Here is a 23865-nt window from a genome sequence, read left to right as displayed (position 1 = left end):
GAGTCCTCGATGCGCCTGCTGCCGCGCGACAGCGCCGTCTTCGACGACCTGCAGACGCTCGCACAGCACCTCACCGACGCCGCGGAGCTCCTCGCCCGCCAGCTGGGCACCGACCCGGCCGACCGCGCCGACCTGGCCCAGCGCCTCGTCGACCTGGAGCGCCGCGCCGACGCCGACACCCGCGCCGTGGTGCGCCGCGTCACCTCCAGCTTCGTGACCCCCTACGACCGGCGCGACCTGGTGGCCCTGGCCGCGGGCCTGGACGACTGCGTCGACGCCCTCGAGGAGGCCGCCGCGGTGGTGGTGGCCACCGGGGTCGCCGAGCTGCCGCGGGGCGTGGTGGAGCAGGTGGCCCTGGTCCAGCGCCAGGCCGAGGTCACCGCCGCCGCCATGTCGCGCATGCGCGCCGTCCGCGACCTCGCCGGCTACTGGGGCGAGGTCGGCCGGCTGGAGCACGAGGCGGGGCGGGTGCACCGGGGCCTGCTCGCCGAGCTGTTCGCCACCGAGCGCAACGCCGTCGCCCTGCTGGCGGTCAAGGAGGTCTCCGACCGCCTCGAGGCCGCCGCCGACGCCTTCGAGCGGGTGGCCCGCACCGTCGAGCTCATCGCGGCGCAGGAGGCGTGAGCCCGGACCCGGCGCTCGCCGCCCTGCTGGTCGTGGTCGTCGGGGTGGCCCTGCTCTTCGCCGTCGTGAACGGCCTGCACGACGCGAGCGTCGTCATCGCGACCCCCCTGGCCTCGGGCGCGATGGCACCGGGCGCCGCGCTGCTGCTGGCGGCCGTGCTGAACCTCGTGGGAGGCCTCCTCGGCAGCAGCCTGGCGGAGGCCATCGGCTACGTGCTGGTCAGCCCGGTGCTCGGCTCCGCCGGGCTGGTGCTCGTGCTGGCGGCCCTCGTGGGGGCGCTGACCTGGAACCTGCTCACCTGGTGGCGGGGCGTGCCGAGCAGCTCCACCCACGCCCTCGTGGGCGGGCTGGCCGGCGCGGGGCTCGTGGTCGGCGCCGCCGTCGACTGGCAGGTGGTGCTGGTCCGCGTGGTGCTGCCGCTCGTGGTCTCCCCGATGGTCGCGTTCCTCCTCTCCGCCGGCATCGCCCTGGCCATCGCCTGGGTGCTGCGCCACGCCTCGCCCGGGCGGGCCAACCGCGGCTTCCGCTACGCCCAGGTCTTCTCCAGCGCCGGCGTGGCGCTCGGCCACGGCCTCCAGGACGCCCAGAAGACGATGGGTGTCGTCGTCCTCGCGCTCGTCGCCGCGGGGGCCACCACCGCGGGCGGGGGCGTGCCGTTGTGGGTGGTCCTGTCCGCCTCGGTGGCACTCGCCCTGGGCACCACCGCCGGCGGGTGGCGCATCGTGAGGACCGTCGGCAGCCGCATCACCGCCGTCGACCCCGCGGCCGGCTTCGCCGCCGAGGCCGCCACCGCCGGTCTGCTCACGGCCGCTGCCGCGGGCGCCGCGGTGCCCGTCTCCACCACCCACGCGGTCACCGCGGCGGTGGCCGGCTCCGGTGCCGTCCGCCGCCTGTCGGCGGTGCGCTGGCGCGTGCTGCGCCGCGTCTCGTGGTTCTGGGTGCTCACCGCCCCCGCCTCGGCCGCAGTGGCCGCCGCCGCGGCGCTGCTGCTGACCGCGGTGGTCTGAGCGGCCCGCCCGGAACGGCAGGAGGGGCGGGCACCGACCGGTGCCCGCCCCTCCCGCTGCGCCCCTCGACGCGTCAGCCGAGGATCACCCGAAGCGGCCCGAGACGTAGTCCTCGGTGGCCTTCTGGCTCGGGTTGGAGAAGATCGACGCGGTGTCGCTCATCTCGATGAGCTTGCCCGGCTTGCCGGTGCCCGCGATGTTGAAGAACGCCGTCATGTCGGAGACGCGCGACGCCTGCTGCATGTTGTGGGTCACGATGACGATCGTGTAGTCGCTCTTGAGCTGCTGGATCAGGTCCTCGATGGCGAGGGTCGAGATCGGGTCGAGCGCGGAGCACGGCTCGTCCATCAGCAGCACCTGCGGCTTCACCGCGATGGCGCGGGCGATGCAGAGGCGCTGCTGCTGGCCGCCCGACAGGCCCGCCCCGGGGCGGTCGAGGCGGTCCTTGACCTCGTTCCAGAGGTTGGCGCCCTGCAGGGACGACTCCACGAGGTCGTCGGCCTCTGACCTGCGCATGCGCTTGCTGTTGAGGCGCGCGCCGGCCAGCACGTTCTCCGCGATCGACATCGTCGGGAACGGGTTGGGGCGCTGGAACACCATGCCGACGGTGCGGCGCACGTCGACCGGGTCGATGTCGGAGCCGTAGAGGTCCTGGCCGTCCATGACGACCTTGCCCTCGACGCGGGCGCCGGGGATGACCTCGTGCATGCGGTTCAGCGACCGCAGGAACGTGGACTTGCCGCAGCCGGAGGGGCCGATGAAGGCCGTCACCGAGCGGGGCTCGATGGCCATCGAGACGCCCTCGACGGCGAGGAAGTCGCCGTAGTAGATGTTCAGGTCTGAGACGTCGATCCGCTTGCTCATCAGTCGCCTTCCGGAGGTCGTGGGGGGCTTCAGCGGGTCTTGGGCGAGAAGGCCCGCGAGACGATCCGCGCGATCAGGTTGAACAGCATCACCAGGATGACGAGCACGAGCGCCGCCGTCCAGGCCCGGTCGAGCGAGGCCTCGACCGGCAGCGAGGGCGCGGCGTAGGAGAACCACGCGAAGGTCGGCAGGGTCGCCATGCGCCCCTCGAAGGGGTTGTAGTTGATGGCCGTGGTGAGGCCCACCGTCACCAGCAGGGGGGCGGTCTCACCGATGACGCGGGCGATGGCCAGCGTCACGCCGGTGGCGATGCCCGCCACGGACGTGCGCAGCACCACCTTCACGATGGTGCGCCACTTGGGCACGCCCAGGGCGTAGGAGGCCTCGCGCAGCTCGTGCGGCACCAGGCGGAGGATCTCCTCGGTGGCGCGGACGACGACCGGGATCATCAGGACGCAGAGCGCGACGGACCCCATGATGCCGAGCCGGGCCTGCGGGCCCAGGATCAGCGTGAAGAGGGCGAAGGCGAACAGGCCCGCCACGATCGAGGGGATGCCGGTCATCACGTCGACGAGGAACGTGATGGTCTGCGCCACCCCGCCGCGGCCGTACTCGACCAGGTAGACGGCGGTGAGGATGCCGACCGGCACCGAGATCAGCGTCGTGATGCCGGTGATGATCAGCGTGCCGGCGATCGCGTGCGCGGCGCCTCCGCCCTCGCCCACGATGCCGCGCATCGAGTAGGTGAAGAACTCCACGTCGAAGCGCGCTGCGCCGTTGGAGATGACGGTCCACGCCACCGAGATCAGCGGGATCAGCGCCAGGAGGAACGCGCCGACCACGAGGCTGGTGACGAACCTGTCGGTGGCCTTGCGGGGGCCCTCGACGGCGCGGGAGGCGGCCACCAGCAGGACGACGAAGACCACCGCGGTCAGCACGAGCCAGCCGGCCGTGCTGAACCCGGCCAGGGCGAGGACGGCGCCGGCGAAGGCCGCCGAGACGGCGAGCGCGGCGTAGGGGGCCCAGGAGGGCAGGTGCCGCGTGGTGCCCAGCCCCACGGCGGGGCGCTGGGGGGAGGTGAGCTGCGTCATCGGCGGTCAGCCCTTCGAGGTGCGGGCCACGATGGCGCGGGCCGCGAAGTTGACGAGGAAGGTGATCACGAACAGCACCAGGCCGGTGGCCACCAGGAGGTTGATCCCGAGGCCGGTGGACTCGGGGAACTGGAGGGCGATGTTGGCGGCGATCGTGCCCGGGTTCTGGGTGCTGATCAGGTTGAACGTGACCCCGCCGGCCACCGAGAGCACCGCGGCGACGGCCATGGTCTCGCCGAGGGCGCGGCCCAGGCCGAGCATCGAGGCGGCCACGACGCCGGACTTGCCGTAGGGGATGACGGCGTACTTGACCATCTCCACCGCGTGGCGCCGAGGGCGAGGGCGGCCTCCTGCTGGAGGGTCGGGGTCTGGCGGAAGACCTCGCGCGACAGCGCCGTGATCACCGGCAGGATCATGACCGCGAGGACCAGCCCGGCCGTCAGCATCGTGCGTCCGGAGGAGACCGGACCGGCGAACAGCGGGAACCAGCCGAGGTTGTCGGCGAGCCAGGCGTAGACCGGGACCAGGGCCGGCGCGAAGACGAAGACGCCCCACAGGCCGTAGACGATGCTGGGGATCGCTGCGAGCAGGTCGATCACGTAGCCCAGCGGCGCCGCCAGCTTGCGCGGGGCGTAGTGCGTGATGAACAGCGCGATGCCGACGCCCAGGGGGGCGCCGATGAGCAGCGCCAGGGCTGCCGACAGGGCGGTGCCGAAGACCAGCTCGGCGGTGTACTTCCAGAAGCCCTCGCCGCCGGCGATGTCCGACGCGGGGGCCACCAGCGCGGGGAAGGCCTGGTAGAGCAGGAAGGCGGCGACCCCGGCGAGGATCACGAGGATCGTCAGCCCGGAGGCGGTCGCGACGCCCTTGAAGACGCGGTCTCCCGGGCGCTGCCGCACGGCGTTCGTGGCCGCCGGTGGGCGGGTCGGGGTGGTGGTGCTCACGGGCCCTCCTGGGCGTCCTGAGGCGCCGGTCCGCTGGCGCTGGTCGGGGGTGGGGTGCGGCGTGCTCGTGGTGCTGGCTGGGCGTGCGCTGCGAGCGTGCTGCACGCAGCGGCGCCGGCGCCAGCCCCCGACGGGCCCCGGAGGGCTCCGCGAGGACCGGCGCCGGCGCCGGGGGACCTCAGGAGGTCTTGATGGACTCCAGCGAGGTGGTGATCTGGGTGCGCAGCGACTCCGACAGCGGGGCGGAGCCCGCGGCGTCCGCGGCGGCCTGCTGGCCCTCCTCGCTCGTCACGTAGGTGAAGTAGCCCTTGACGTTGGCGGCGTCCGCGGCGTCGGCGTAGGAGGTGCAGCCGATCAGGTAGCTGACCAGGATCACCGGGTAGGCGTCCGTGGCGGTCGGCGTGCGGTTGATGTCGAGGGCGATGTCGCCGGCGGGGCGGCCCGAGGCGGGGGTGGCCTCGTCGAGGGCCTTGGCGGCGGCCTCGGCGGTGGGGCCGACGTACGCGTCGCCGACCTTGACCTGGACGTGGCCCAGGTCCTTGGCCTGCGACTCGTCGGCGTAGCCGATGGAACCGGCGGTGGCGCCGATGGCGGCGACGACGCCGGAGGTGCCCTGGGCGGCCTCGCCGCCGGAGGCGGGCCACTCCTGGCCGGGCTCGTAGGTCCAGGCGCCGTTGGAGGCCTTGGACAGGTAGTCCGTGAAGTTGGCCGTGGTGCCCGACTCGTCGGCGCGGTGCACCGGGTTGATGGCCGTGGCCGGCAGGGAGACGCCGGCGTTGTCGGCGGCGATGGCCGGGTCGTTCCAGGTGGTGATCTTGCCGTCGAAGATCGCGGCGATCGTCTCGGGGCTCAGCTTCAGGTCGTCGACGCCCTCGAGGTTGTAGGCGATGGCGATCGGCGAGACGTAGTCCGGGATGTCGATGGCGTTGCCGCCCTCGCAGCGCGTCTGCGCCTGCGTGAGCTCGTCGTCCTTGAGGTAGGCGTCGGAGCCGGCGAACTGCACGGCGCCCGAGAGGAACTGGGTGCGCCCGGCGCCGGAGCCCTGCGGGTCGTAGTTGACCTGCAGGTCGGGGCTGGAGCCGGTGATGCCGGCGATCCACGCCTGCTGGGCGGCCTGCTGCGCGGAGGAGCCGGCGCCGTTCAGGGTGCCGGTCAGCTCGGCGGCGGCGGAGGAGGCGCCGTCGGAGCCGGTCGCGGTGGAGCCGGCGCCGGTCTGCTCGTTGGCGGCGCAGGAGGACAGGCCGAGGGTGAGCACGACGGCCGCGGGCAGGGCGGCGGCGGCGAGGGTGCTGCGCTTCACGGTGAGACCTCTCGAGATCAGGGAGGCGCCCACCGGCCCTCGTGGGGCGGCGGCGGAGCGCGGTTCTGGCGTGCCGGAACGTACGGAAGCGAGGTGAAGCGGCGGCCCGCCCCAGGTGAACGGAGGGAGAACACCCTGCTCAGGGGCACGATCACGATCTGGTCACGGTGGCGCGCCCCCCGTGGGGGACACCCGCCCGGAGCAACGGCTGCCCCCCGGCCCCACCCGGGGTCACCGGACCTCACCGCGCGGAGGGGCCGCCCTCGCCGGTCTCGAAGAGCTCCCGGGCCGCGCCGAGCACGAGCGGGTCGGGCGTGCCCACGATCGCCGCGTCCTTGCCGTCGTAGTCGAAGCGCGACAGCACGTGGCGCATCGCCTCCAGGCGGGCGCGCTTCTTGTCGTTGCTCTTGACCACCGTCCACGGCGCGTCGGCGGTGTCGGTGTGGAAGAACATCGCCTCCTTGGCGGCGGTGTAGTCGTCCCACCGGTCCAGGGAGGCCAGGTCCATCGGCGAGAGCTTCCACTGCCGCACCGGGTCGATCTGGCGGATGAGGAAGCGCGTGCGCTGCTCGGCCTGCGACACCGAGAACCAGAACTTGACCAGGGTGGTGCCGGAGCGCACGAGCATCCGCTCGAGGTCGGGGGCCTGGCGGAGGAACTCCTGGTACTCGACCGGCGTCGCGAAGCCCATGACGCGCTCGACCCCGGCGCGGTTGTACCAGGACCTGTCGAACAGGGCGGTCTCCCCGGCGCTCGGCAGGTGCGCCACGTACCGCTGGAAGTACCACTGGGTGCGCTCGCGCTCGCTGGGCTTCTCCAGGGCGACCACGTGGACGGCGCGGGGGTTCAGGTGCTCGGTGAAGCGCTTGATGGTGCCGCCCTTGCCGGCGGCGTCACGCCCCTCGAAGAGGATGACGAGCCGCTCGCCGCGCTCGACCATCCACCGCTGCAGCTTGAGCAGCTCGATCTGCAGCAGGCGCTTGGTCGCCTCGTACTCGCGGCGGCTCATGCGCTCGGGGTAGGGGTAGCCCTCGCGCCAGGTGTCCACCTCGCTGCCGTCGGGCCGCAGCAGCACCGGCTCGCCCTCCGGGTCGACGACGACGGACAGCCCGTCGAGGTGGCTGCCGAGCGGCCCCTCGAGGTGCTCCTCGAGGTCGTCGGCCGTCCCGTCCTCCAGGGGGGCGCGGGTGGGCTCGGTGTCGGCGGAGTGGTCGCGCGCATCGGTCACGGCCCCGCTTCTACCACCGCCCGCGGCCCGCCACCGGCCCTGGGCCACCCCGTCCTGCGGCGTCGTCCCCACTGTTCACCCACCCTTCGCCGGGCCGTCGTCACGGGCGTCCGGGTCAAGAGACCGTCAAGAGACCGGGGCCCCGCGTGAACAGCCCACGAACACTCCGGCGAACGCCCCCCTCCGCCTGGCGCGCCGTGCCGGGGAGGCCCACCCTCGGACCTCGTGACCACCGCCACCGTGATCCTGGTGCTGCTGGTCGTGGTAGCCCTCGCGTTCGACTTCACGAACGGCTTCCACGACACCGCGAACGCCATGGCGACCTCCATCGCCACCGGCGCCCTCAAGCCGAAGACGGCCGTGCTGCTGTCCGGCGTCCTCAACCTCGTCGGCGCCTTCCTCTCGGTCGAGGTGGCCCTCACGGTGACCAACGCCGTGGTCGAGATCCAGAACGGCGACGGGACACCCGTGGCCGGTCTGACCGGCGACGGCGGCACGGCGCTCCTCGTCATCGTCCTCGCGGGACTGGCCGGAGCGATCGTCTGGAACCTCTTCACCTGGCTGCTGAGCCTGCCCTCGAGCTCCACCCACGCGCTCTTCGGCGGGCTGCTGGGCGCCACGGTCGCCGGCCTCGGCTGGGGCGGGGTCAACTGGGCCGGCGACGGGCAGAAGATCGACGGCCTGCTCCCCAAGGTGATCGTCCCCGCGCTCGCCTCCCCGGTGATCGCGATCCTGGTGGCCGGCCTCGCCACCTGGCTCGTCTACCGGGTCACCGCCGGCGTGGCCGCCCGGTTCACCGACAGCGGCTTCCGCTGGGGCCAGATCGGCTCCGCCTCGCTGGTCTCCCTGGCCCACGGCACCAACGACGCGCAGAAGACCATGGGCGTCATCACCCTCGGCCTCATCGCCACCGGCCACTGGACCGACACCGAGAACATCCCGTTCTGGGTCAAGGCGGCCTGCGCCCTCGCCATCGCGCTCGGCACCTACCTCGGCGGGTGGCGCATCATCCGCACCCTCGGCAAGGGCCTGGTGGAGATCGCCCCGCCCCAGGGCCTGTCGGCCGAGAGCTCATCGGCCGCCGTCATCCTCGTCTCCAGCCACCTGGGCCTGCCGCTGTCCACGACCCACGTCACCACCGGCTCCGTGCTCGGCACCGGCCTCGGGCGCCCCGGGGCGACCGTCAGGTGGCGCGTGGCCGGCCGCATGGCGGTCGCCTGGGTGATCACCATCCCCGCCGCGGCCGTGGTGGGAGCGCTGCTGTGGGGGCTCGCCCACCTCCTGGGCGGCGGCCTCGTCGGCGCCGTGGTCGTGGTGGCGGTGCTCGCCGCCGCCGCCGGCGCCATGTACCGCCGCTCGCGCACGGCCCCGGTGCACGCCGACAACGTCAACGACGACTGGCACGACGGGTCCTCCGCCGACGCGCCCTCCCGGACCGCCGTCTCGGCCTGACCACCGCCCCGCAGAAGACCCACGAGAGGAGCGCACCGTGTCGCACGTCTGGGAGCTCGAGGCCGCGGCCCTCGGGCAGATCGCCCTCGCCGCCGTCGTCCTGGGCGCGGGCCTGCCCGCGCTGTTCGCGCTGGGGATCCGCGCCTCGGCCTGGGGGCGCGGCGGCGGCGCCGAGGCCGCAGCCGGGGGTGACCACCCGCCGCACCCGCTCGGCCGCGTGCTGAGCACCGCGGTCTTCGCCCTCGTCGTGCTGGTCGCGCTGCTCGGCGTCGGCTTCATCGTCGCCTCGGGCTACGGCAAGGCGGTCAGCTTCGAGGACGTCTACCCGACGGTCGTCGACAAGTGACTGCCCAGCCGGAGCACCCGGAGCCGCTGGGAGCACCGCGGCCCCTGCCGCCGAGCCCCGAGGTGGCCCGCGCGCTGGACGCCGAGCACGCCCGCGAGCAGCGCGCCGCCCGGTCGGTGCCCCTGCCCGGACCGGTGGCGCGGGTCGTCTCGTGGCTGCGCGCCGGCTACCCCGCGGGCGTGCCCCAGCAGGACTACGTCGCCCTCCTGGGGCTCCTGCGCCGCACCCTCACCGAGACCGAGGTGCGCCTCATCGCCGCCGAGCTGGTCCAGCAGGCCGAGAGCGGGGGCGAGGTGACCACCGCCGACGTCGAGCGCCTCGTCCAGAGGGCGACGCTGGACGAGGCCTCGCCCTCCGACGTCGCGCGCGTGTCCTCGCGGCTGGCCGCCGGCGGCTGGCCCCCCGCCGACGCGCGCTGAGCCCGCCGGCCCCTCAGGAGGAACAGCCCCTCAGGAGGACGGCAGGGCGTGGCGCTCCACGGCCACCACGCGGCCGGTGCCGCGCGCCACGTGGGCCACGAGCACCTCGCCCGGCCCGAGGTACGGGTCGTGGTGGGGCAGCGCGGCCGCCACGCCGTCGGTGGAGTGCGCGGCGATCGCGTCGAGCACCGTGGGCAGCACCGGGCGGTGCGTGCACAGCAGCACCGGCCGGTCCTTGCCGAGCAGCTTGGCCACCAGCTTGGTCACCTTGGCCGGGTCGCGGCGGTGCCCGTCCTCCGACAGGCGCCCCCGCGTCTTCAGCTTGGCGCCCGTGGCCTGCAGGTACGGCTCGACCGTCGTCGTGCAGCGCCGCCAGGGGCTGGACACGACCCGCCTCGGCGCCCAGGCCGTGAGCAGCTCCGGCAGGCGAGCGGCCTGGCGGCGCCCCGGGGCCGCCAGCGGCCGCTCGTCGTCGCTGCGGCCCCAGGCCGTCTTGGGGTGGGCGTGGCCGTGGCGCACCACGACCAGGGGCCAGGTGTCGAGGGCCCCGGCGCGGTCGGCCTCCAGCAGCGCCCGCAGCTGCACGCGGTCACCGCGGCGCGTGAGCCGCGCGTCGGCCTCCTCGGGGGTCACCCACGCCGTCCTGTCGACCTCGTCGGGGCGCGGCGGAGGGGGGACCGCGCCGCTGGGCACGTGCGCCGACCAGTAGGAGACCTCCTTGGTGGCGTCGACGCCGAGGGCGTACCGCGCGCTGGGGAGGGCCGGGCCGAGGTGCACCCGCAGGCCCGTCTCCTCCTCGACCTCGCGGACGGCGGCCGCCGCGGGCGGCTCCTCGCCCTCGAGCTTGCCCTTGGGCCACGACCAGTCGCGGTAGCGGGGCCGGTGCACCAGCAGCACGCGCAGCCCGCCGTCGGGCGCGCGGTGCCAGCACAGCGCGCCCGCTGCGCGCACCAGCGGCAGCGACCCCGCGGGCGGGTGGGGCTGTCCGCTGCGCTGCGCGCGCTCCCCCTGCCACCCGCGGGCGCCGTGCGCGCCGTCGGGGGGGTCGGGGGGGTGCGGGGCGGCCGCAGTGGCCGGGGAGACCACGTCAGGCCCCCTCAGCGCCGGCGCGAGCGGCGGTTGCTGCGGGCCGCGATGAGGAACTCCTGCAGGTCGAGCAGGGGAGCCCCCTCGGCGTCGACCGCGGAGCGCTGCCAGCTGCCGTCGGCGGTCAGGTGCCAGCTGGCGGTGCCCGGGTCGGCCGACAGGTCGACCAGGTCGACCACTGCCCGCTGGTGCTCCGGGTCGCGCAGGCTCACCAGCGCCTCGACGCGGCGGTCGAGGTTGCGGTGCATCATGTCGGCGCTGCCGATGAAGACCTCCGGCTCGCCCCCGGCCTCGAAGGCGAAGACCCGGCTGTGCTCCAGGAAGCGCCCGAGCACCGAGCGCACGCGGATCGTCTCCGACAGCCCGGGGACCCCCGGCCTCAGGGCGCAGATGCCCCGGACGACGACGTCGACGGGCACGCCCGCCTGCGACGCGCGGTACAGCGCGTCGACGACGGCCTCGTCGACCATCGAGTTGACCTTGATCCGGATGTGCGCCGGGCGGCCGGCGCGGTGGTGCTCGGCCTCCCTGTCGATCCGCTGCACCAGGCCCCGCCGCAGCGAGCGGGGCGCCACGAGCAGGCGCGAGTAGCGCGTGCGCGGCGCGAAGCCCGACAGCTGGTTGAACAGCTTGGTCAGGTCCTCGCCGACCTCGTCGTCGCAGGTCAGCAGCCCCAGGTCCTCGTAGATGCGGGCCGTCTTGGGGTTGTAGTTGCCGGTGCCGACGTGGCAGTAGCGGCGCAGGCGGTCGCCCTCCTGGCGCACCACCAGGCACAGCTTGGAGTGCGTCTTCAGCCCGACGATGCCGTAGACCACGTGCACGCCGGCCTGCTCGAGCTTGCGGGCCCACGTGATGTTGTTCTGCTCGTCGAAGCGCGCCTTGATCTCGACCAGGGCCAGCACCTGCTTGCCGGCGTCGGCGGCGTCGATGAGGGCGTCGACGATGGGGGAGTCGCCCGAGGTGCGGTACAGCGTCTGCTTGATCGCGAGCACCTTCGGGTCGGCCGCGGCCTGCTCCACGAAGGCCTGCACGCTCGTGGAGAACGAGTCGTACGGGTGGTGCAGCAGCACGTCGCGCGCGCGGACCGCCGCGAAGATGCTGCGGGGCTGGGAGCTCTCGCGGCCGTCGGTCAGGTGCCGGTGGGTCTTGGGCACGAACGTCGGGAAGCTCAGCTCGTGCCGCTCGAGGTCGGCCACCGCGTTGAGGCCGCGCAGGTCGAGCGGGCCGGGCAGCACGTAGGTCTCGGACTCGTCGACGCCCAGCTCGCGGACCAGCAGGTCGCGCACGTGGCCGTCGGCGTCGGCGGTGAGCTCCAGGCGCACCGGCGGCCCGAAGCGGCGGCGCAGCAGCTCCTTCTCGAGGGCCTGCAGGAGGTTCTCGGCGTCGTCCTCCTCGACCTCGAGGTCCTCGTTGCGGGTCACGCGGAAGGCGTGGCGGGCCACCACGTCCATGCCGGGGAAGAGCTGGTCGAGGTGCTCGGCGATGACCTCCTCGAGCGGCACGAAGCGCGCCGTGCGCTGCGAGGCGACCCCCTTGCCGGTCTCCACGCGCACCAGGCGGGGCAGCAGCGGCGGCACCTTCACCCGCGCGAAGTGCTCCTTCTCCGTGGAGGGGTTGCGCACCACCACGGCGAGGTTCAGGGAGAGCCCGGAGATGTACGGGAAGGGGTGGGCCGGGTCGACGGCGAGCGGGGTGAGCACCGGGAAGACCGACGCGCGGAAGAACTCGTGCAGCCGGTCCTGCTCGGCGGTGTCGAGGTCGGACCACCCCACGATGCAGATGCCCTCGCCGCGCAGCGCCGGCTCCACCTGGTCGGTGAAGACCCGCGCGTGGCGCTCCATCAGCTCGTGCGCCCGCTCGCTGACGGCGTCGAGCACCTCGCGGGGCTCCAGGCCGCTCGCCGCGGTCACCGCCAGGCCGGTGGCGATGCGCCGCTTGAGGCCGGCGACGCGCACCATGAAGAACTCGTCGAGGTTCGACGCGAAGATCGCCAGGAAGCGCGTGCGCTCGAGCAGCGGCACGGACGGGTCCTCGGCGAGCTCCAGGACGCGCTCGTTGAACGCCAGCCAGCTCAGCTCGCGGTCGGCGAAGCGGTCCTCGGGCAGCGGCGCGGGCTCGGCGTCGACCTCCGCCGCGTCGAGGGCCGCGCCGTCCTCGACGTCGTCGTCGTCAGCGGCGAGGTGCTCGGCGTAGGCCTCGGCCAGGTCGGGGGCCGCCGGCTCCGCGGCGGCGGGTGACGCCTGGTCCGGGGAGGAGGCGGTCACGGGCGTGGGGCCACCCTCCGGCTGCTGGCTCGCGGTGGTCACCATGGCGCCATCCTCTCAGCCGCGGTCGGCGGGGGCGGCGGTGCGCTCGTACAGCGCGTCGGAGGAGTCGAGGGCGAACCCGAGCCCCTCGTACAGGCGCAGGGCCGGCGCGTTGTCGCCCTCGACGTACAGCTCCGCGCTGCGGCAGCCGCGGGTGTCGAGGTGGTGGAGCCCGGCCAGCAGCACCGCCCGGCCCAACCCGCGGCCCTGGGCGCCCGGGTCGACGGCGACCACGTAGACCTCCCCCGCACCTCCGCCGGCCCCGGCGGCGGGGTCGCCCCCCTCGTGCTTGGTCCAGTGGGAGGCGAGCAGCCGCCCCTCCTGGGCGTCGACCGCCAGCAGCAGCCCCGCCGGGTCGAACCACGGCTCCGCCTGCCGGGCGGCGAGGTCAGCGGCGGTCCAGCGGCCCTGCTCGGGGTGGTCGGCGAAGGCCCGCGCGTTCAGGTCGAGCCACGCGCGCTCGTCGCGGCCCACCTCGAACGCCCTGATCTGCACGTCGTCGGGCACGTCGACCGGGGGCAGCGGGGCCGAGCGGCCCAGCGGGCGCACCCGGTGCTGCAGCTCGCGCACCACGGCGTAGCCGCGCTCCCGCGCCAGCGCGGCGGCACCCGCGCCGTGGCCGTGCGCCCACACCCGCAGCGGCTCCCCGCTCGCGGCGGCGGCTCCCTCGAGCGCCTCCGCGAGGGCCGTCCCCGCGCCGCGGCGGCGCGCCCCGGGCGCCACCAGCAGCTCGGCGCCGCCGGTCGCGGGCAGCTGGGCGTACCCCGCCACGGCACCGCCCTCGCGCAGCAGCAGGTGCCGGGCGCCGGAGGCCGCGTCGCGCAGCGCCAGCAGCGCCGCCTCGGAGACCGGGTGGCCCCCGTCGGAGGCCGCCGCGGCGGCGACGAGCTCCTCGACCTCGCCGACCTCCTCGGCCGACAGCGCTTCGAGGACGACGACGGACGGGATCACCACCCCCGGGACGCTAGCCGGAGCGCCGCGCCCCGGCGCGCCGTCAGCGCCCGCGCGGCTGCGAGCGCTCGTCGCCCTCGGCCAGCACCGCGTCGGCGTCGTCCTCCAGCTCGCGGCGCTCGCGGCTCGCCGGGACGAAGCGGTAGCCCACGTTGCGCACGGTGCCGATCAGCTGCTCGTGCTCCGGGCCGAGCTTGGCGCGCAGGCGCCGCACGTGGACGTCGACCGTGCGGGTGCCGCCGAAGTAGTCGTAGCCCCACACCTCCTGCAGCAGCTGGGCCCGGCTGAACACGCGGCCGGGGTGCTGGGCGAGGTGCTTGAGGAGCTCGAACTCCTTGTAGGTCAGGTCGAGCGAGCGGCCGCGCACCTTGGCGGTGTAGGCGGACTCGTCGATGACGACGTCGCCCGCGCGGATCTCCTCGGGGGAGTCGTCGCTCGAGGACGCCGAGGCCGCGCGCCCGGCGGCCAGGCGGAGGCGGGCCTCCACCTCGGCGGGTCCAGCGGTGTCGAGGAGCACGTCGTCGGCGCCCCAGTCCGAGGAGACGGCGGCCAGGCCGCCCTCGGTCAGCACCAGCAGCAGGGGGCAGGACACCCCGGTGGTGCGGAGCAGGCGCGACAGCGAGCGCGCGGCGACCAGCTCGCGGCGGGCGTCGACCAGCACGAAGTCGGCCGGGGGCGCGTCGACCAGGGCGGCAGGCTCGGCGGGCAGCACGCGCACCGCGTGGCCCAGCAGGCCCAGCGCGGGCAGCACCTCGGCGGAGGGCGCGAGGGCGTTGGTCAGCAGCAGGAGCTGGGACACGCGTCCTCCAGGGGGACCGGGCGCGCCGACGCGGACGGACGGCCGCGCCGGTGCGACGTCGCTACGACGAGGTGAACGATAGGTGAAGGGAGCGTCGCCGCGCCACGGTCTCGCGCGGTCCGCCCCCCGTCCGCCCTCCCGTCCGCCGCGCCCCGGCCCCGGAGCCGGCCCCGGAGCCGGCGCCCGGGGACCGCGCCGAGGCCGCCCCCGGCGCCACCGCCGCCGCGGTGGGAGCATCGGGATGTGACGCGGACCACGACCCCTGCCCCGAGGGCCGTGCCGACCGCCGTCCCGGTCCTCGCCTCGGTCGGCCTGGCGGCCCTCACCGCCCTCGCGGGAGGTGCCGGGGTCGTGCTCGCCGCGGCCGCCGCCGCCCTGGTGGGCCTGGTGCTCGCCCTCGGCTGGCCGGGCCTGCTCCTGCTGCCGAGCCCCCGGGGGAGCGCCGCCGTCGTGGCCGGTACCGGCGTCGTCGCCGCCGCGGCCACCGCGGTCGTCGCGCTCGCCGACGACGGCCGGGAGCCGCTGCGCGCCCTGCCCGCGGTGCTGGCCTTCGCCGTGCTCGGCGCCTTCACCCACCAGATGCTCCGGCGCGACCTGCGCCCGCGCGTCGTCGACGGCCTGGGCGGCTCGACCGCCGGTCTGCTGCTCGCGGCGCTGGGCAGCGGGTGGGTCGCGGCCGCCGCGGCCGGGACCGCCCCCGTGGTCAGCGCGGCCGCCGCGACCGCCGCCGCCGCCCTCGCCACGGCCCTGCCCGGCCCGCGGGCCCTCGGCGGCGGGGTCGGCCTGGCCGCCGGAGCCGCCGCGGGAGCCCTCGGTGCTGCCGCCGCGGGGGGCGCAGCGCTCCCCGGCGCCGCGGTGGGGCTGGCGGTGGCCGCGGTGGTGGTGCTCGTGGCCGTGCTGCTGGCCCCGCTGGCCCCGGCCTCGCGCCGCCTCCCGGCCCTGGGGCGCGGCGCCGCGCCGGTCGCCGCTGCCGGGGCCGTCGCCGGCCTGCTGGCGCCGCTGCTCCTCCGCTGACGGGCCGCTCGGCAGCCGGCCCCGACCGGCCCCTCCCGACAGCCCCGCCGCGCCGCAGGAGCGGCGGGGACGCGGCGTGTCGCCGGGGCGCGCGGCCGTCCGTCTGCGACCGTCGAGGCATGGACCTCCTGCCCGTGGTGCTGCTGCTCCTGGCCGCCTTCGTGCTGTTCCGCCTGGTGCAGCTGGCGGTCGACCCGTCCGCGCGCGAGCACGGCGCCCCGGTGGCCGCCGCCCCCGCGCCCGCCGACACGACCCGCCGCGCCGCCTGACGGCTGCCCGAGAGGCGCCTGGGAGCCGCCCGGCGGCGGCCCGGGAAGCAGCGGCGCCCCGCGAGCGCTGCACCCGGCGTGACCGAGCCCGCGACCGAGCCAGCGCGCCCCTCCAGCCCCCTCCTGGCCCGCCCCGGAGCCGTCGAGGCCGAGGGTCCCGACGCGGGGGTGGCCTGGCACTACGGCGACCCGGTGCGCGAGCAGCGGATGCTCGAGCAGGGCCTGGCCGTGGTCGACCTGTCGCACCGGAGCGTGCTGCGGGTCTCGGGCGCCGACCGGCTGCGCTGGCTCGACTCCCTCACCAGCCAGCGCCTGGTCGACCTGCCGCCGCGCACGTCGGTGGAGTCGCTGCTGCTCAGCCCGGAGGGCCGGGTCGAGCACGCGCTGCACGTCGTCGACGACGGCGGGTCCACCTGGCTGGTGCTGGAGGGCTCCGAGGGGCCGTCGGCGGCCGCGTGGCTCGACTCGATGCGCTTCACGCTGCGCGTGGAGGTCACCGACGCCACCGGCGCCTTCGCCGTCGTCGGTGAGCCCGTGGCGCGCGAGTCGCTGCCGGGGGAGCCGCTGGCGTGGGTCGACCCCTGGCCGCGCACCGGGCCGGTCTCCGCCCGCTACGGTCCCGCCGACGCCGACCACCCCGGCGCCGACCGCCCCTGGCGCGAGGTGCTGGTGCCCCGCGAGGAGCTGGAGGCCTTCGTGGCCGACCGCCCGCTCGCCGGCACCTGGGCCGCCGAGGCGCTGCGGGTGGCGGCCTGGCGCCCGCGCCTGGGCGTCGAGACCGACGAGCGCACGATCCCGCACGAGCTGGACTGGCTGCGCACGGCGGTGCACCTGTCCAAGGGCTGCTACCGCGGCCAGGAGACGGTCGCCAAGGTCCACAACCTCGGCCGCCCGCCGCGGCGGCTCGTGGCGCTGCACCTCGACGGCTCGGGCGCGGCGCTGCCGGCGCCCGGGGCCGACGTGGTCGACGTCGACAGCGGCCGCGTCGTGGGCCGGCTCACGAGCGCCGCGCGCCACCACGAGCTCGGCCCGGTGGGTCTGGCCCTGGTGCGGCGCAGCACGCCCCTGGAGGCGCGCCTGAGCGCGGGCGGGGTCGCGGCGGCGCAGGAGGCGGTCGTCGACCCCGACGTGGCGCCCGCGCACGCGCGCCCGGTGCTCGGGAGCCCGCGCCGCCCGCAGCCCTGAGGCCGCCGGGGGCTCGTGCGCCGGTCAGGGGGCGCGGAGGAGCCCGTCCGCCGCGGCGTCGGCCACGGCCGACCGGGGGCGGGGCAGCAGCGCCAGCACCTGCGCGGAGGTCGCCGACCGGGGTGCGGAGCGGTCGCGCGCGGCTCCCGCGGCGCGGGATCGCCGGTCCGCACGGGCGATGGCGGTCCCCACCGCCAGGCTGACGACGACCGAGCCGCCGGCCCAGGCCCCCAGGACCACGAGCACGTCCACGCGTCCCCCTCTTCCCGACCCCCGGAGCGGGCGTCCCTTGCCGAGAGTACGCATCCGGTCACGCTGGGTGGGGGACGTCGGGGGGTGCGCCTGACGTGTCGCACGTCGCACCCGGCGCCGGCCGCACCGGCGGGGCCCCGGGGCCGCGCGGCGGTAGGGTCCACGGGTGAGCATCGAGGCCCTCGAGATCTTCTACATGACGCTGCTCGTCCTGAGCAGCCTGGTCATCGGCTGGTTCTCCTTCTACGTGGTCTTCAGGCTCTTCAAGGGCCAGCGCTGAGCGGAGGCGTGACGGTGCCCCTCGAGATCGACGCGTCCCTGCCCGCATCGCTGGTCCCCCTGAGCTGGCTCGTGGGCCGCTGGGAGGGCGCTGGCGTCATCGCCTCGCCCGAGGCCGGTGAGGCCCAGGTCGGCCAGGAGGTGGAGGTCGTCGCCGACCCCCGCGGCTTCCTGTCCTGGACCTCCCAGGTGTGGCGCCTGGACCCCGACGGCGGTCGCACAGAGCCCCTCGACACCGAGTCGGGCTACTGGCGCACCGCCGCGGAGCAGTCCGACCCCCGCAAGCCCGGGGTCGACGTCGAGCTGGTGCTCGCCCACCCCACCGGCGTGGTCGAGGTCCTCGTCGGCCGGGTCCTGGGCACGCGCGTCGAGATGGTCACCGACGCCGTGGTGCGCACCGCGAGCGCGGGTGACTACACCGCGGCGAAGCGCACGTTCGGACAGGTCGAGGGCGACCTGCTGTGGGTGCTCGACGTCGCCAGCTCGACCGAGCCGCTCCACCCGCGCCTGTCCGCCCGGCTGCGCCGGGTCGACTGACCGAGCGCGCTCAGGACGCGAGCAGCGGGCTCTGCGCCCCGGGCGCACCGAGCGCGCTGGTCGCGGGGCTCGCCCCCGGGACGAGCTGCACCGGGGCGGTGAGCAGCCGGGCCCAGCCCCCGCCGGTCCACACGTGGGTCGCCTCGGCGGTCCACGGGCCGCACGAGACCGCCACCCGGTCACCGGCGGGGAGGGTCGGATCGAGGTAGAGGTCACCCGGCACCTGCTCGGGGCCACGCTGCCACGGCATCATCCTCGAAGGGTGCGCCCACCCGGGGGCCGCTCTGCGGCGCCACGCGGGACCGACACCGGCTGTGACCGGGCCGTGACCGGGCCGTGACCGCGTCGTCCCCCACCGCCACCGGGCGCGCCGCGCCGAGAGCCGGACGCCGGGGGGTGCCCGCGGCTACCCTCGGGCCATGACGCTGGACTACCGCCCCGGTGGGCGGCGACGGCTCGACCACGTGCTCGACCCGGCCTACACCGACGACCTCACCGGTCTCGACGAGGCCGTGCTCCGGGCCCGGCGCGACGACGCGCAGCAGGAGGAGGCCGACCTCTCCTACACCCGCCGGCTGCTGCAGGGCCGCCTCGACCTGCTCGAGGCCGAGCGGGCCCACCGCAGCGGCGAGCGCCCGGCCCCCGGGCGCGGTGCGGCCCGCAGCGACGCCGAGCTCGCCGAGGCCCTCTCGCGGATCCTCGCCGACGACAGCCGCTCCACGCGGGGCATCGGGCGCTTCCTGTCGGTCGAGCCGAGCCGCGTGGGGGAGCACCGCCGCGAGGCCGAGCTCGCCGTCGCCGACGTGCGCACCAGCGCCCCCGCCGAGCTCGGTGACGCCGACCTCGCCGACACGATCGCCCACCTGCGGGGCATCGAGGGCCGCCTGTCGACCACCCGCCGCAAGGTGCAGCAGGTCGAGGGCCGGCTCACCGAGGAGCTGGGCCGCCGCCTGCGCGTGGGGTGACCCTGCCGCGCTCGTCGTGGGCGAGCACCCGGGCCAGGGCGCCGCGCGGCGGGCCCGGTCGCAGCAGCAGGTGCCCCTGGGCGGCGTCGCAGCCCGCCCGCTGCAGGGCGCGGAGCTGGTCGGCGGTCTCCACGCCCTCGCCGACCACCCTGGCGCCGATGGCGTGCCCGAGCGTCACCAGCCCGCTGAGCACCGCCTGGCCGCGCCGCGACAGCGCCGCGGTCGTGAAGGACCTGTCGACCTTGAGCACGTCGACCGGGAAGTGCGAGAGCTGCGCCAGCGAGCTGGACCCGGCGCCGAAGTCGTCGACGGCCACCTTGATGCCGCTCGCCGACAGGCGCACCAGCTCCTGCTCGACCAGGCCCCCGGCGCTGAGGGCCCGCTCGGTGACCTCGACCCCGAAGCGCCACGGCGCCAGCCCCGCCCGCGCCAGCTGGTGGAGCAGCCCGTCGGTGAAGCCCTGCTCCACCAGCTGCAGCGCCGAGACGTTCACCCAGGTCGTGAAGGGCTCGCGGTGGCCCCACAGGTCCGCGGCGTCGCGGACGGCGGCCGTGAGCACCCACGCGCCGACGTCGGCGATCATGCCGCTGCGCTCGGCCACGGCCACCGGCTCGCCCGCCCCGAGGCGACCGCGCTGCGGGTGGTCCCAGCGCAGCAGCGCCTCCACCTCCTCGACCGCGCCCGTGCCCAGGTCCAGGACGGGCTGGTAGTCGAGCGAGAGCTGGCCCTGGCCGGTGGCGGAGCGCAGGTCGACCTCGAGCCGGTCGCGGGCCCGGACCGCCTCGCGCAGGGCGTCGTCGAACCACGTCACGCCGTCGCGGCCGTGGGCCTTGCGCTGGTACAGCGCCGCGTCGGCGTCGGCGAGCACGGTGTCGCCGCTGGACCTGCCGCTCGTCCCGGAGCCCGCGGGGGCGTGGTCGCAGACCGCCGCGTCGAGCGGGCTCCGCTCGCCGCGGCGCGCGTCGGCCACGGCCACCCCGATGCTCGCGCTCACCCGCACGGTGCGGCCGCGGGCGCGCACCGGGTCGCGCAGGGCCGCCAGCACCCGGTGGGCCACCTCGTGGCCGACCCGCTCCGCGGTGGAGGCGTCGTCGTCGAGCAGGGCGACGACGAACTCGTCGCCCCCGAGCCGGGCGACGACGTCGCTCGTGCGCACCTGCTGCCGCAGGCGCCCCGCGACCGCCACGAGCAGCTCGTCACCGGCCGCGTGGCCGAGGGAGTCGTTGACCTGCTTGAAGCCGTCGAGGTCGAGGTAGAGCACCGCGGCGGACCCGCCGGCCTCCCCGAGGTGGTGGGCCAGGCGCTGGCGCAGCTCGGAGCGGTTGGCCAGGCCCGTCAGGGGGTCGGACGCGGCGCGGCGGGCCAGGTCGGCCTGGTGGTCCGGCTGCGGGGCCAGCAGCCGGCCCTGCTCGTCGGTCGTGCGCTCCGGGCTCACCAGGCGGTCCCCGCCAGCGGGGGTGCCGCCGCGAGCACCGACGACGCCGGCGCTGCCGCCCCCAGGGCGACGCCCTGGACGGCCCCGAAGCCGAGGGCGCGCGCCCGCTCCACCTGGTCGGCCGTGCCCGCCCCCTCCGCCAGGGCGAGGACGCCCAGGTCGCGGGCGATGTCGACGACCCCGCGCAGCAGCCGGGCGCAGGCCGGCTCCGCGATCCGCTGGACCAGCGACCTGTCGACCTTCAGCGAGTCGACCGGGAAGCTCACCAGGTAGTCGAGGGAGGCGTACCCGGTGCCGAAGTCGTCGACGGCGACGCGCACGCCCTGCTCGCGGAGCAGGTGGAGGCGCTCGGCGATGCGCTCGCGGTCGGACAGCCACGAGCCCTCGGTGATCTCGAGGACCAGCGCGCTCCCGGGGAGCCCGGCCCGGTCCAGCGAGCCCAGGACGACGGCGGGCAGGTCGTGGCGCAGCAGCGTGCTCGCGGACGCGTTGACCGAGACCGAGAGGTCGAGGGCGCCCCGGGAGCGCCAGCGGGCGCAGTCGGCGAGCGCAACGCGCAGCACGGCCTCGTCGACGTCGCGCACCACCCCGAGGCGCTCGGCGAGCGGCACGAGGCGGTCGGCCCCGAGCGTGCCGCGCTCGGGGTGCTGCCAGCGCGCCAGCGCCTCGTAGCCGCTGACGCGGTCGTCCGCGGCGCACGCGCCGAGCCGGGCGATCGGCTGGTAGTGCGGGACCACCTCGCCGCCGGCGAGCGCCGAGGGCAGCCGGGCCGCCAGGGCCCGCTCCTCGTGCCGCGCCTGGAGCATGTGGGGCGTCGCGGTGACCACCGGGAGGCGCCGCCGCGCGGCCTCCCCGAGGGCGAGCTCGGCGTCGCCGAGCTGCGCGGTGGCCGCCATCGAGACGGCGAGGGCGTCGTCGGGGTCCGCCGCCGGCAGCGGCGGGAGCACCACCTCGCCGACGCGCCCGCTGAGCCTGACCTCGCCCCCGGGCACCTCGACGGGCACGGCGAGGGCCTCGAGGAGGCGCTGCGACACCCACGAGGGCGCGACCGCCGCGTCGTCGGCCTCCGAGGGGGCGCCGGCGGGCGGGAGCGGCGCGAGCACGGCGAACCCGTCGCCGCTGATGCGGTAGGTGCGCGCTCCCGCGGGGGCCGCGGCCGACAGCTGCGCGGCCACGGCCGCGAGGGCGCGGTCGCCGGCGGCGTGGCCGCGGGTGGCGTTGACGTCGGCGAAGGACTCCAGGTCGACCACGCACAGCAGGGCCGGCGGGCTCGTCGGCTCGGACAGGCGCGCCGCCAGCGCCTGCACCAGGGTGCGGCGCGTGCCCAGCCCGGTGAGGGCGTCGACCCCGCCGGCGCGGCGGGCGCTGCGCGTGGCGAGGACCTGCCGCAGCACCAGCAGCGCGACCGTGGCCGCCGAGGCGGCCGTGACGGCGGGCACGGGCTCCTCCGCGTCGCTGTAGCGGGCCAGCGCGGGCAGCACCACCAGGGTGACCGCGGCGCCGAGCACGGCCAGGGTGCCGGGGAAGCGGCGGCTGGTGGGAGCGACCGTGCGCCCAACCGCGCGCATCGACGGCGCCCACGCCGCGGCCGCAAGCGCCGTCCAGGCGGGCACCAGCGCGGCGTCGACGGCGGAGCCGGGCTGGTAGCCCGGGCCGAGGGCGGCGCCCAGGGTGAGCAGGAGCCAGACCACGAGGCTGCCGGCGGTGGCCAGGAGCCACCGCATGGCGCCCTGGCGGGCCCTGCCGGTCACCACCGACCAGGCGGCGGCCGCCGCGAAGACCACGGCCGCGGCGGCCTGGGCCGCGAGCCAGGTCTCGGCGGTGGAGGTGCCGGGCTGCGCGTCGCTGTGCAGGGCGGACACGAGCGCGAGCGAGGCCGAGGCCGCGGCGATCGCGAGCAGGGCGACGTCGACGGCGTCGACCAGGGCGTCGCGCTCGGGCTGGCGGCCCACGGCCACCACCGCCCGTCCGAGCGCGAGGAACGCGGCGGTGCACGTGGCGGCCACCGCCCACGGGCCGGCGTCGGCCACGAGGAACCACCAGGCGAGGCTGTACAGGGCGGCGGCGGAGAGCAGCGAGGCCCAGACGGCGGGCCGTGCGGGTCGGCGGTGCAGCACCCCGGCCACCGCGGCGACGAGGCCGACCACCTGCACGGCGCCGACGAGGGCCACCGAGGCGCCCTCCGGGGCCAGGACCACCGCGGTCACCAGCACCGCCACGAGCGCTGCGACGGAGGCGACCGGGGTGACGGGCACCCGCCCGCGCTGCCGCGCCGCCGCTGTCGTCACGGCCCCACTCTCCCGCAACCCCGGCCCGTCCGTCACCGCCCGGAGCCGCGTCAGCCGCGCGGGGACGTGCGCCGCCGCCGCAGGGGGGGACCCGGGCGGCCCCCTCGCGCGGCCTGCGCGATGCTGCGGGGATGAGCTCCGGCGCAGCGGGAACCCCGATGGACCTGTCCCTGGCGGGCCGCGCCGTGCCGCTGGCCGCGGTCGTGCGCGGCCCCCTCGTCGAGTCGGTGCACCTCGGCCACCTGGTGGTCACCGGGCCTGACGGCGAGGTGGAGGCGGCCGTCGGCGACCCTCAGGCACGGGTCTGGCCCCGCTCCTCCCTCAAGCCGCTCCAGGCCGTCGCCTGCCTGCAGGCGGGCCTGGAGCTCGGCACGGCAGAGGACGCCCCGGACGACGAGGTGGCGCTGCTGGCGCTGGCGTGCGCCAGCCACTCCGGGGAGCAGCAGCACCTCGACGGGGTCCTGCGCATCCTCGACGGGGCGGGCCTGGCGCCGTCGGCGCTGCTGAACACCCCCGACGTGCCCTACGACCCCGAGCAGGCCGTCGCCTGGCGCGCCGCCGGCCGCGGCCCGATGGCGCTGGTGCAGAACTGCTCCGGCAAGCACGCCGCGATGCTGGCGACCTGCGTCGCGGCGGGCTGGGACACCGGCGGCTACCTCGACGTCGGGCACCCCCTCCAGCGCCAGGTGCGCTCGACCGTCGCGGACCTGGCCCGGAGCGCCCACAACCTGACCACGGTCGACGGGTGCGGCGCCCCGCTGCACTCGCTGCCGCTGGCGGGCCTCGCCCGGGCCTTCGGCCGCATCGCCGGGGCGCCCGGGCGCGCCCCCGGCAGCGCCGAGGCGGCCGTGGCGCGCGCCATGAGCAGCCACCCGGAGATGGTCGGCGGCACCGGCCGCGACGTGACCCGCTTCATGGCCGGCGTGCCCGGCCTGGTGGCCAAGGACGGCGCCGAGGGCGTGTACGCCGCCGGCCTGCCCGACGGCCGCGGCGTGGCCCTCAAGGTGCTCGACGGCGCCTCCCGCCCCCGGCCGGTGGTGCTGGCCGCGGCGCTGCGGGCCCTGGGCGTCGACGCCCCCGTGCTCGCTGAGCTCGGCCGCGAGCCGGTGCTCGGCCACGGCCGCCCGGTCGGCGCGGTCACTGCGCTGCTGCCCGACCCGCTGCCCCGCCCCGCGCACGAGGGCCACCGGTCCCTGCCCGAGGGCCTGCTGTGAGGGCCGCGCT

At 76.4% G+C, this 23865-nt stretch carries 23 protein-coding genes and 1 pseudogene; 11 read left to right on the top strand and 13 right to left on the bottom strand.

Annotated elements, in window-relative coordinates; genetic code table 11:
• Positions 1–9: 9 nt before the first annotated feature.
• A complete protein-coding gene (locus F1641_RS09415; RefSeq protein ID WP_194904659.1) occupies positions 10–624 on the top strand; it encodes a DUF47 domain-containing protein in 615 nt (204 codons plus the stop codon).
• Positions 621–1631, top strand: coding sequence for an inorganic phosphate transporter (locus tag F1641_RS09410; protein ID WP_194904658.1), 1011 nt, complete (start codon positions 621–623; stop codon positions 1629–1631). The genes F1641_RS09415 and F1641_RS09410 overlap by 4 nt, the downstream gene beginning before the upstream one ends.
• 84 nt (positions 1632–1715) lie before the next feature.
• Here F1641_RS09410 and pstB read toward each other — a convergent pair whose 3' ends face one another.
• The 5 genes and pseudogenes from pstB to ppk2 form a co-directional block, all read right to left on the bottom strand.
• Positions 1716–2495: a phosphate ABC transporter ATP-binding protein PstB gene (pstB, locus tag F1641_RS09405; protein ID WP_194904656.1), complete on the bottom strand. Its 780-nt coding sequence runs from the start codon at positions 2493–2495 to the stop codon at positions 1716–1718.
• A gap of 29 nt (positions 2496–2524) precedes the next feature.
• Positions 2525–3586: a phosphate ABC transporter permease PstA gene (pstA, locus tag F1641_RS09400; RefSeq protein WP_194904654.1), complete on the bottom strand. Its 1062-nt coding sequence runs from the start codon at positions 3584–3586 to the stop codon at positions 2525–2527.
• A gap of 6 nt (positions 3587–3592) precedes the next feature.
• Positions 3593–4530 (bottom strand): annotated as a pseudogene (gene pstC, locus F1641_RS23135) (phosphate ABC transporter permease subunit PstC).
• A gap of 178 nt (positions 4531–4708) precedes the next feature.
• Positions 4709–5830, bottom strand: a complete 1122-nt coding sequence (pstS, locus tag F1641_RS09390; RefSeq protein WP_194904652.1) for a phosphate ABC transporter substrate-binding protein PstS — start codon at positions 5828–5830, stop codon at positions 4709–4711.
• A gap of 241 nt (positions 5831–6071) precedes the next feature.
• A complete protein-coding gene (ppk2, locus tag F1641_RS09385) occupies positions 6072–7058 on the bottom strand; it encodes a polyphosphate kinase 2 (protein ID WP_309225514.1) in 987 nt (328 codons plus the stop codon).
• A gap of 225 nt (positions 7059–7283) precedes the next feature.
• On the opposite strand from ppk2, the gene F1641_RS09380 reads away from it, so the two are divergent.
• The 3 genes from F1641_RS09380 to F1641_RS09370 are packed head-to-tail and all read left to right on the top strand — an operon-like array spanning position 7284 to position 9275.
• A complete protein-coding gene (locus F1641_RS09380; protein WP_194904650.1) occupies positions 7284–8510 on the top strand; it encodes an inorganic phosphate transporter in 1227 nt (408 codons plus the stop codon).
• 37 nt (positions 8511–8547) lie between these two features.
• Positions 8548–8856, top strand: a complete 309-nt coding sequence (locus F1641_RS09375) for a hypothetical protein (RefSeq protein ID WP_194904647.1) — start codon at positions 8548–8550, stop codon at positions 8854–8856.
• On the top strand, positions 8853–9275 hold the full coding sequence (locus F1641_RS09370) for a DUF3349 domain-containing protein (protein WP_309225513.1): 423 nt from the start codon (positions 8853–8855) through the stop codon (positions 9273–9275). The genes F1641_RS09375 and F1641_RS09370 overlap by 4 nt, the downstream gene beginning before the upstream one ends.
• A 30-nt stretch (positions 9276–9305) precedes the next feature.
• On the opposite strand, the gene F1641_RS09365 is transcribed toward F1641_RS09370, so the two are convergent.
• Genes F1641_RS09365 through F1641_RS09350 form a run of 4 tightly spaced genes read right to left on the bottom strand, consistent with a single transcriptional unit; the run spans position 9306 to position 14417 of the window.
• Positions 9306–10361: an NUDIX hydrolase gene (locus tag F1641_RS09365; protein ID WP_206690802.1), complete on the bottom strand. Its 1056-nt coding sequence runs from the start codon at positions 10359–10361 to the stop codon at positions 9306–9308.
• A gap of 11 nt (positions 10362–10372) precedes the next feature.
• Positions 10373–12670 carry an RNA degradosome polyphosphate kinase gene (locus F1641_RS09360; protein ID WP_194904645.1) on the bottom strand — a complete coding sequence of 766 codons (2298 nt, stop codon included), beginning with the start codon at positions 12668–12670 and terminating at the stop codon, positions 10373–10375.
• Positions 12671–12682: 12 nt separating this feature from the next.
• The gene (gene mshD, locus F1641_RS09355; protein ID WP_194904644.1) at positions 12683–13621 is read right to left on the bottom strand and encodes a mycothiol synthase; all 939 of its coding nucleotides are present in this window, start codon (positions 13619–13621) and stop codon (positions 12683–12685) included.
• 40 nt (positions 13622–13661) lie between these two features.
• Positions 13662–14417 (bottom strand): response regulator transcription factor, encoded by a 756-nt coding sequence (locus tag F1641_RS09350; protein WP_194904642.1) that lies wholly within the window; start codon positions 14415–14417, stop codon positions 13662–13664.
• Between the two features lie 243 nt (positions 14418–14660).
• Here F1641_RS09350 and F1641_RS09345 point away from each other — a divergent pair, with 243 nt between their 5' ends.
• From F1641_RS09345 to F1641_RS09335, 3 genes are all read left to right on the top strand, one after another.
• Positions 14661–15431, top strand: a complete 771-nt coding sequence (locus F1641_RS09345) for a hypothetical protein (protein WP_194904640.1) — start codon at positions 14661–14663, stop codon at positions 15429–15431.
• Between the two features lie 119 nt (positions 15432–15550).
• Positions 15551–15700 carry a hypothetical protein gene (locus F1641_RS09340; RefSeq protein ID WP_194904638.1) on the top strand — a complete coding sequence of 50 codons (150 nt, stop codon included), beginning with the start codon at positions 15551–15553 and terminating at the stop codon, positions 15698–15700.
• 78 nt (positions 15701–15778) lie between these two features.
• Positions 15779–16885 carry a folate-binding protein YgfZ gene (locus F1641_RS09335; protein ID WP_194904636.1) on the top strand — a complete coding sequence of 369 codons (1107 nt, stop codon included), beginning with the start codon at positions 15779–15781 and terminating at the stop codon, positions 16883–16885.
• A gap of 24 nt (positions 16886–16909) precedes the next feature.
• Here F1641_RS09335 and F1641_RS09330 read toward each other — a convergent pair whose 3' ends face one another.
• On the bottom strand, positions 16910–17137 hold the full coding sequence (locus F1641_RS09330; protein ID WP_194904634.1) for a hypothetical protein: 228 nt from the start codon (positions 17135–17137) through the stop codon (positions 16910–16912).
• 294 nt (positions 17138–17431) lie between these two features.
• Between F1641_RS09330 and F1641_RS09325 the strand changes: the two genes are divergently transcribed.
• Entirely contained in the window at positions 17432–17953 is a 522-nt protein-coding gene (locus F1641_RS09325; protein ID WP_194904631.1) for an FABP family protein, read from the top strand.
• 10 nt (positions 17954–17963) lie between these two features.
• Here F1641_RS09325 and F1641_RS09320 read toward each other — a convergent pair whose 3' ends face one another.
• Positions 17964–18206: a hypothetical protein gene (locus tag F1641_RS09320; RefSeq protein WP_194904629.1), complete on the bottom strand. Its 243-nt coding sequence runs from the start codon at positions 18204–18206 to the stop codon at positions 17964–17966.
• A 166-nt stretch (positions 18207–18372) separates the two neighbouring features.
• Here F1641_RS09320 and F1641_RS09315 point away from each other — a divergent pair, with 166 nt between their 5' ends.
• Positions 18373–18918 carry an aerial mycelium formation protein gene (locus tag F1641_RS09315; RefSeq protein ID WP_194904627.1) on the top strand — a complete coding sequence of 182 codons (546 nt, stop codon included), beginning with the start codon at positions 18373–18375 and terminating at the stop codon, positions 18916–18918.
• Here F1641_RS09315 and F1641_RS09310 read toward each other — a convergent pair.
• Positions 18881–20353, bottom strand: a complete 1473-nt coding sequence (locus F1641_RS09310) for a bifunctional diguanylate cyclase/phosphodiesterase (RefSeq protein WP_194904625.1) — start codon at positions 20351–20353, stop codon at positions 18881–18883. The genes F1641_RS09315 and F1641_RS09310 overlap by 38 nt on opposite strands.
• Positions 20350–22641, bottom strand: coding sequence for a bifunctional diguanylate cyclase/phosphodiesterase (locus F1641_RS09305; RefSeq protein ID WP_194904623.1), 2292 nt, complete (start codon positions 22639–22641; stop codon positions 20350–20352). Before F1641_RS09305 ends, F1641_RS09310 begins: the two co-directional genes overlap by 4 nt.
• Positions 22642–22772: 131 nt before the next feature.
• On the opposite strand from F1641_RS09305, the gene F1641_RS09300 reads away from it, so the two are divergent.
• Positions 22773–23855, top strand: coding sequence for an asparaginase (locus F1641_RS09300; RefSeq protein WP_219729523.1), 1083 nt, complete (start codon positions 22773–22775; stop codon positions 23853–23855).
• Positions 23856–23865 lie beyond the last annotated feature (10 nt).

The sequence above is a fragment of the Quadrisphaera sp. INWT6 genome, from assembly GCF_015390235.1.
Classification (GTDB): Bacteria; Actinomycetota; Actinomycetes; order Actinomycetales; family Quadrisphaeraceae; genus Quadrisphaera.
This window is presented reverse-complemented; position numbering and strand designations above follow the sequence as displayed.

Excerpts from the sequence above, each read along its gene's own strand:
- F1641_RS09415 (WP_194904659.1), top strand. The coding sequence starts at position 10 with ATGCGCCTGCTGCCGCGCGACAGCGCCGTCTTCGACGACCTGCAGACG.
- pstB (WP_194904656.1), bottom strand. The coding sequence starts at position 2,495 with ATGAGCAAGCGGATCGACGTCTCAGACCTGAACATCTACTACGGCGAC.
- pstA (WP_194904654.1), bottom strand. The coding sequence starts at position 3,586 with ATGACGCAGCTCACCTCCCCCCAGCGCCCCGCCGTGGGGCTGGGCACC.
- F1641_RS09360 (WP_194904645.1), bottom strand. The coding sequence starts at position 12,670 with ATGGTGACCACCGCGAGCCAGCAGCCGGAGGGTGGCCCCACGCCCGTG.
- F1641_RS09340 (WP_194904638.1), top strand. The coding sequence starts at position 15,551 with ATGGACCTCCTGCCCGTGGTGCTGCTGCTCCTGGCCGCCTTCGTGCTG.
- F1641_RS09320 (WP_194904629.1), bottom strand. The coding sequence starts at position 18,206 with ATGATGCCGTGGCAGCGTGGCCCCGAGCAGGTGCCGGGTGACCTCTAC.
- F1641_RS09315 (WP_194904627.1), top strand. The coding sequence starts at position 18,373 with ATGACGCTGGACTACCGCCCCGGTGGGCGGCGACGGCTCGACCACGTG.
- F1641_RS09300 (WP_219729523.1), top strand. The coding sequence starts at position 22,773 with ATGAGCTCCGGCGCAGCGGGAACCCCGATGGACCTGTCCCTGGCGGGC.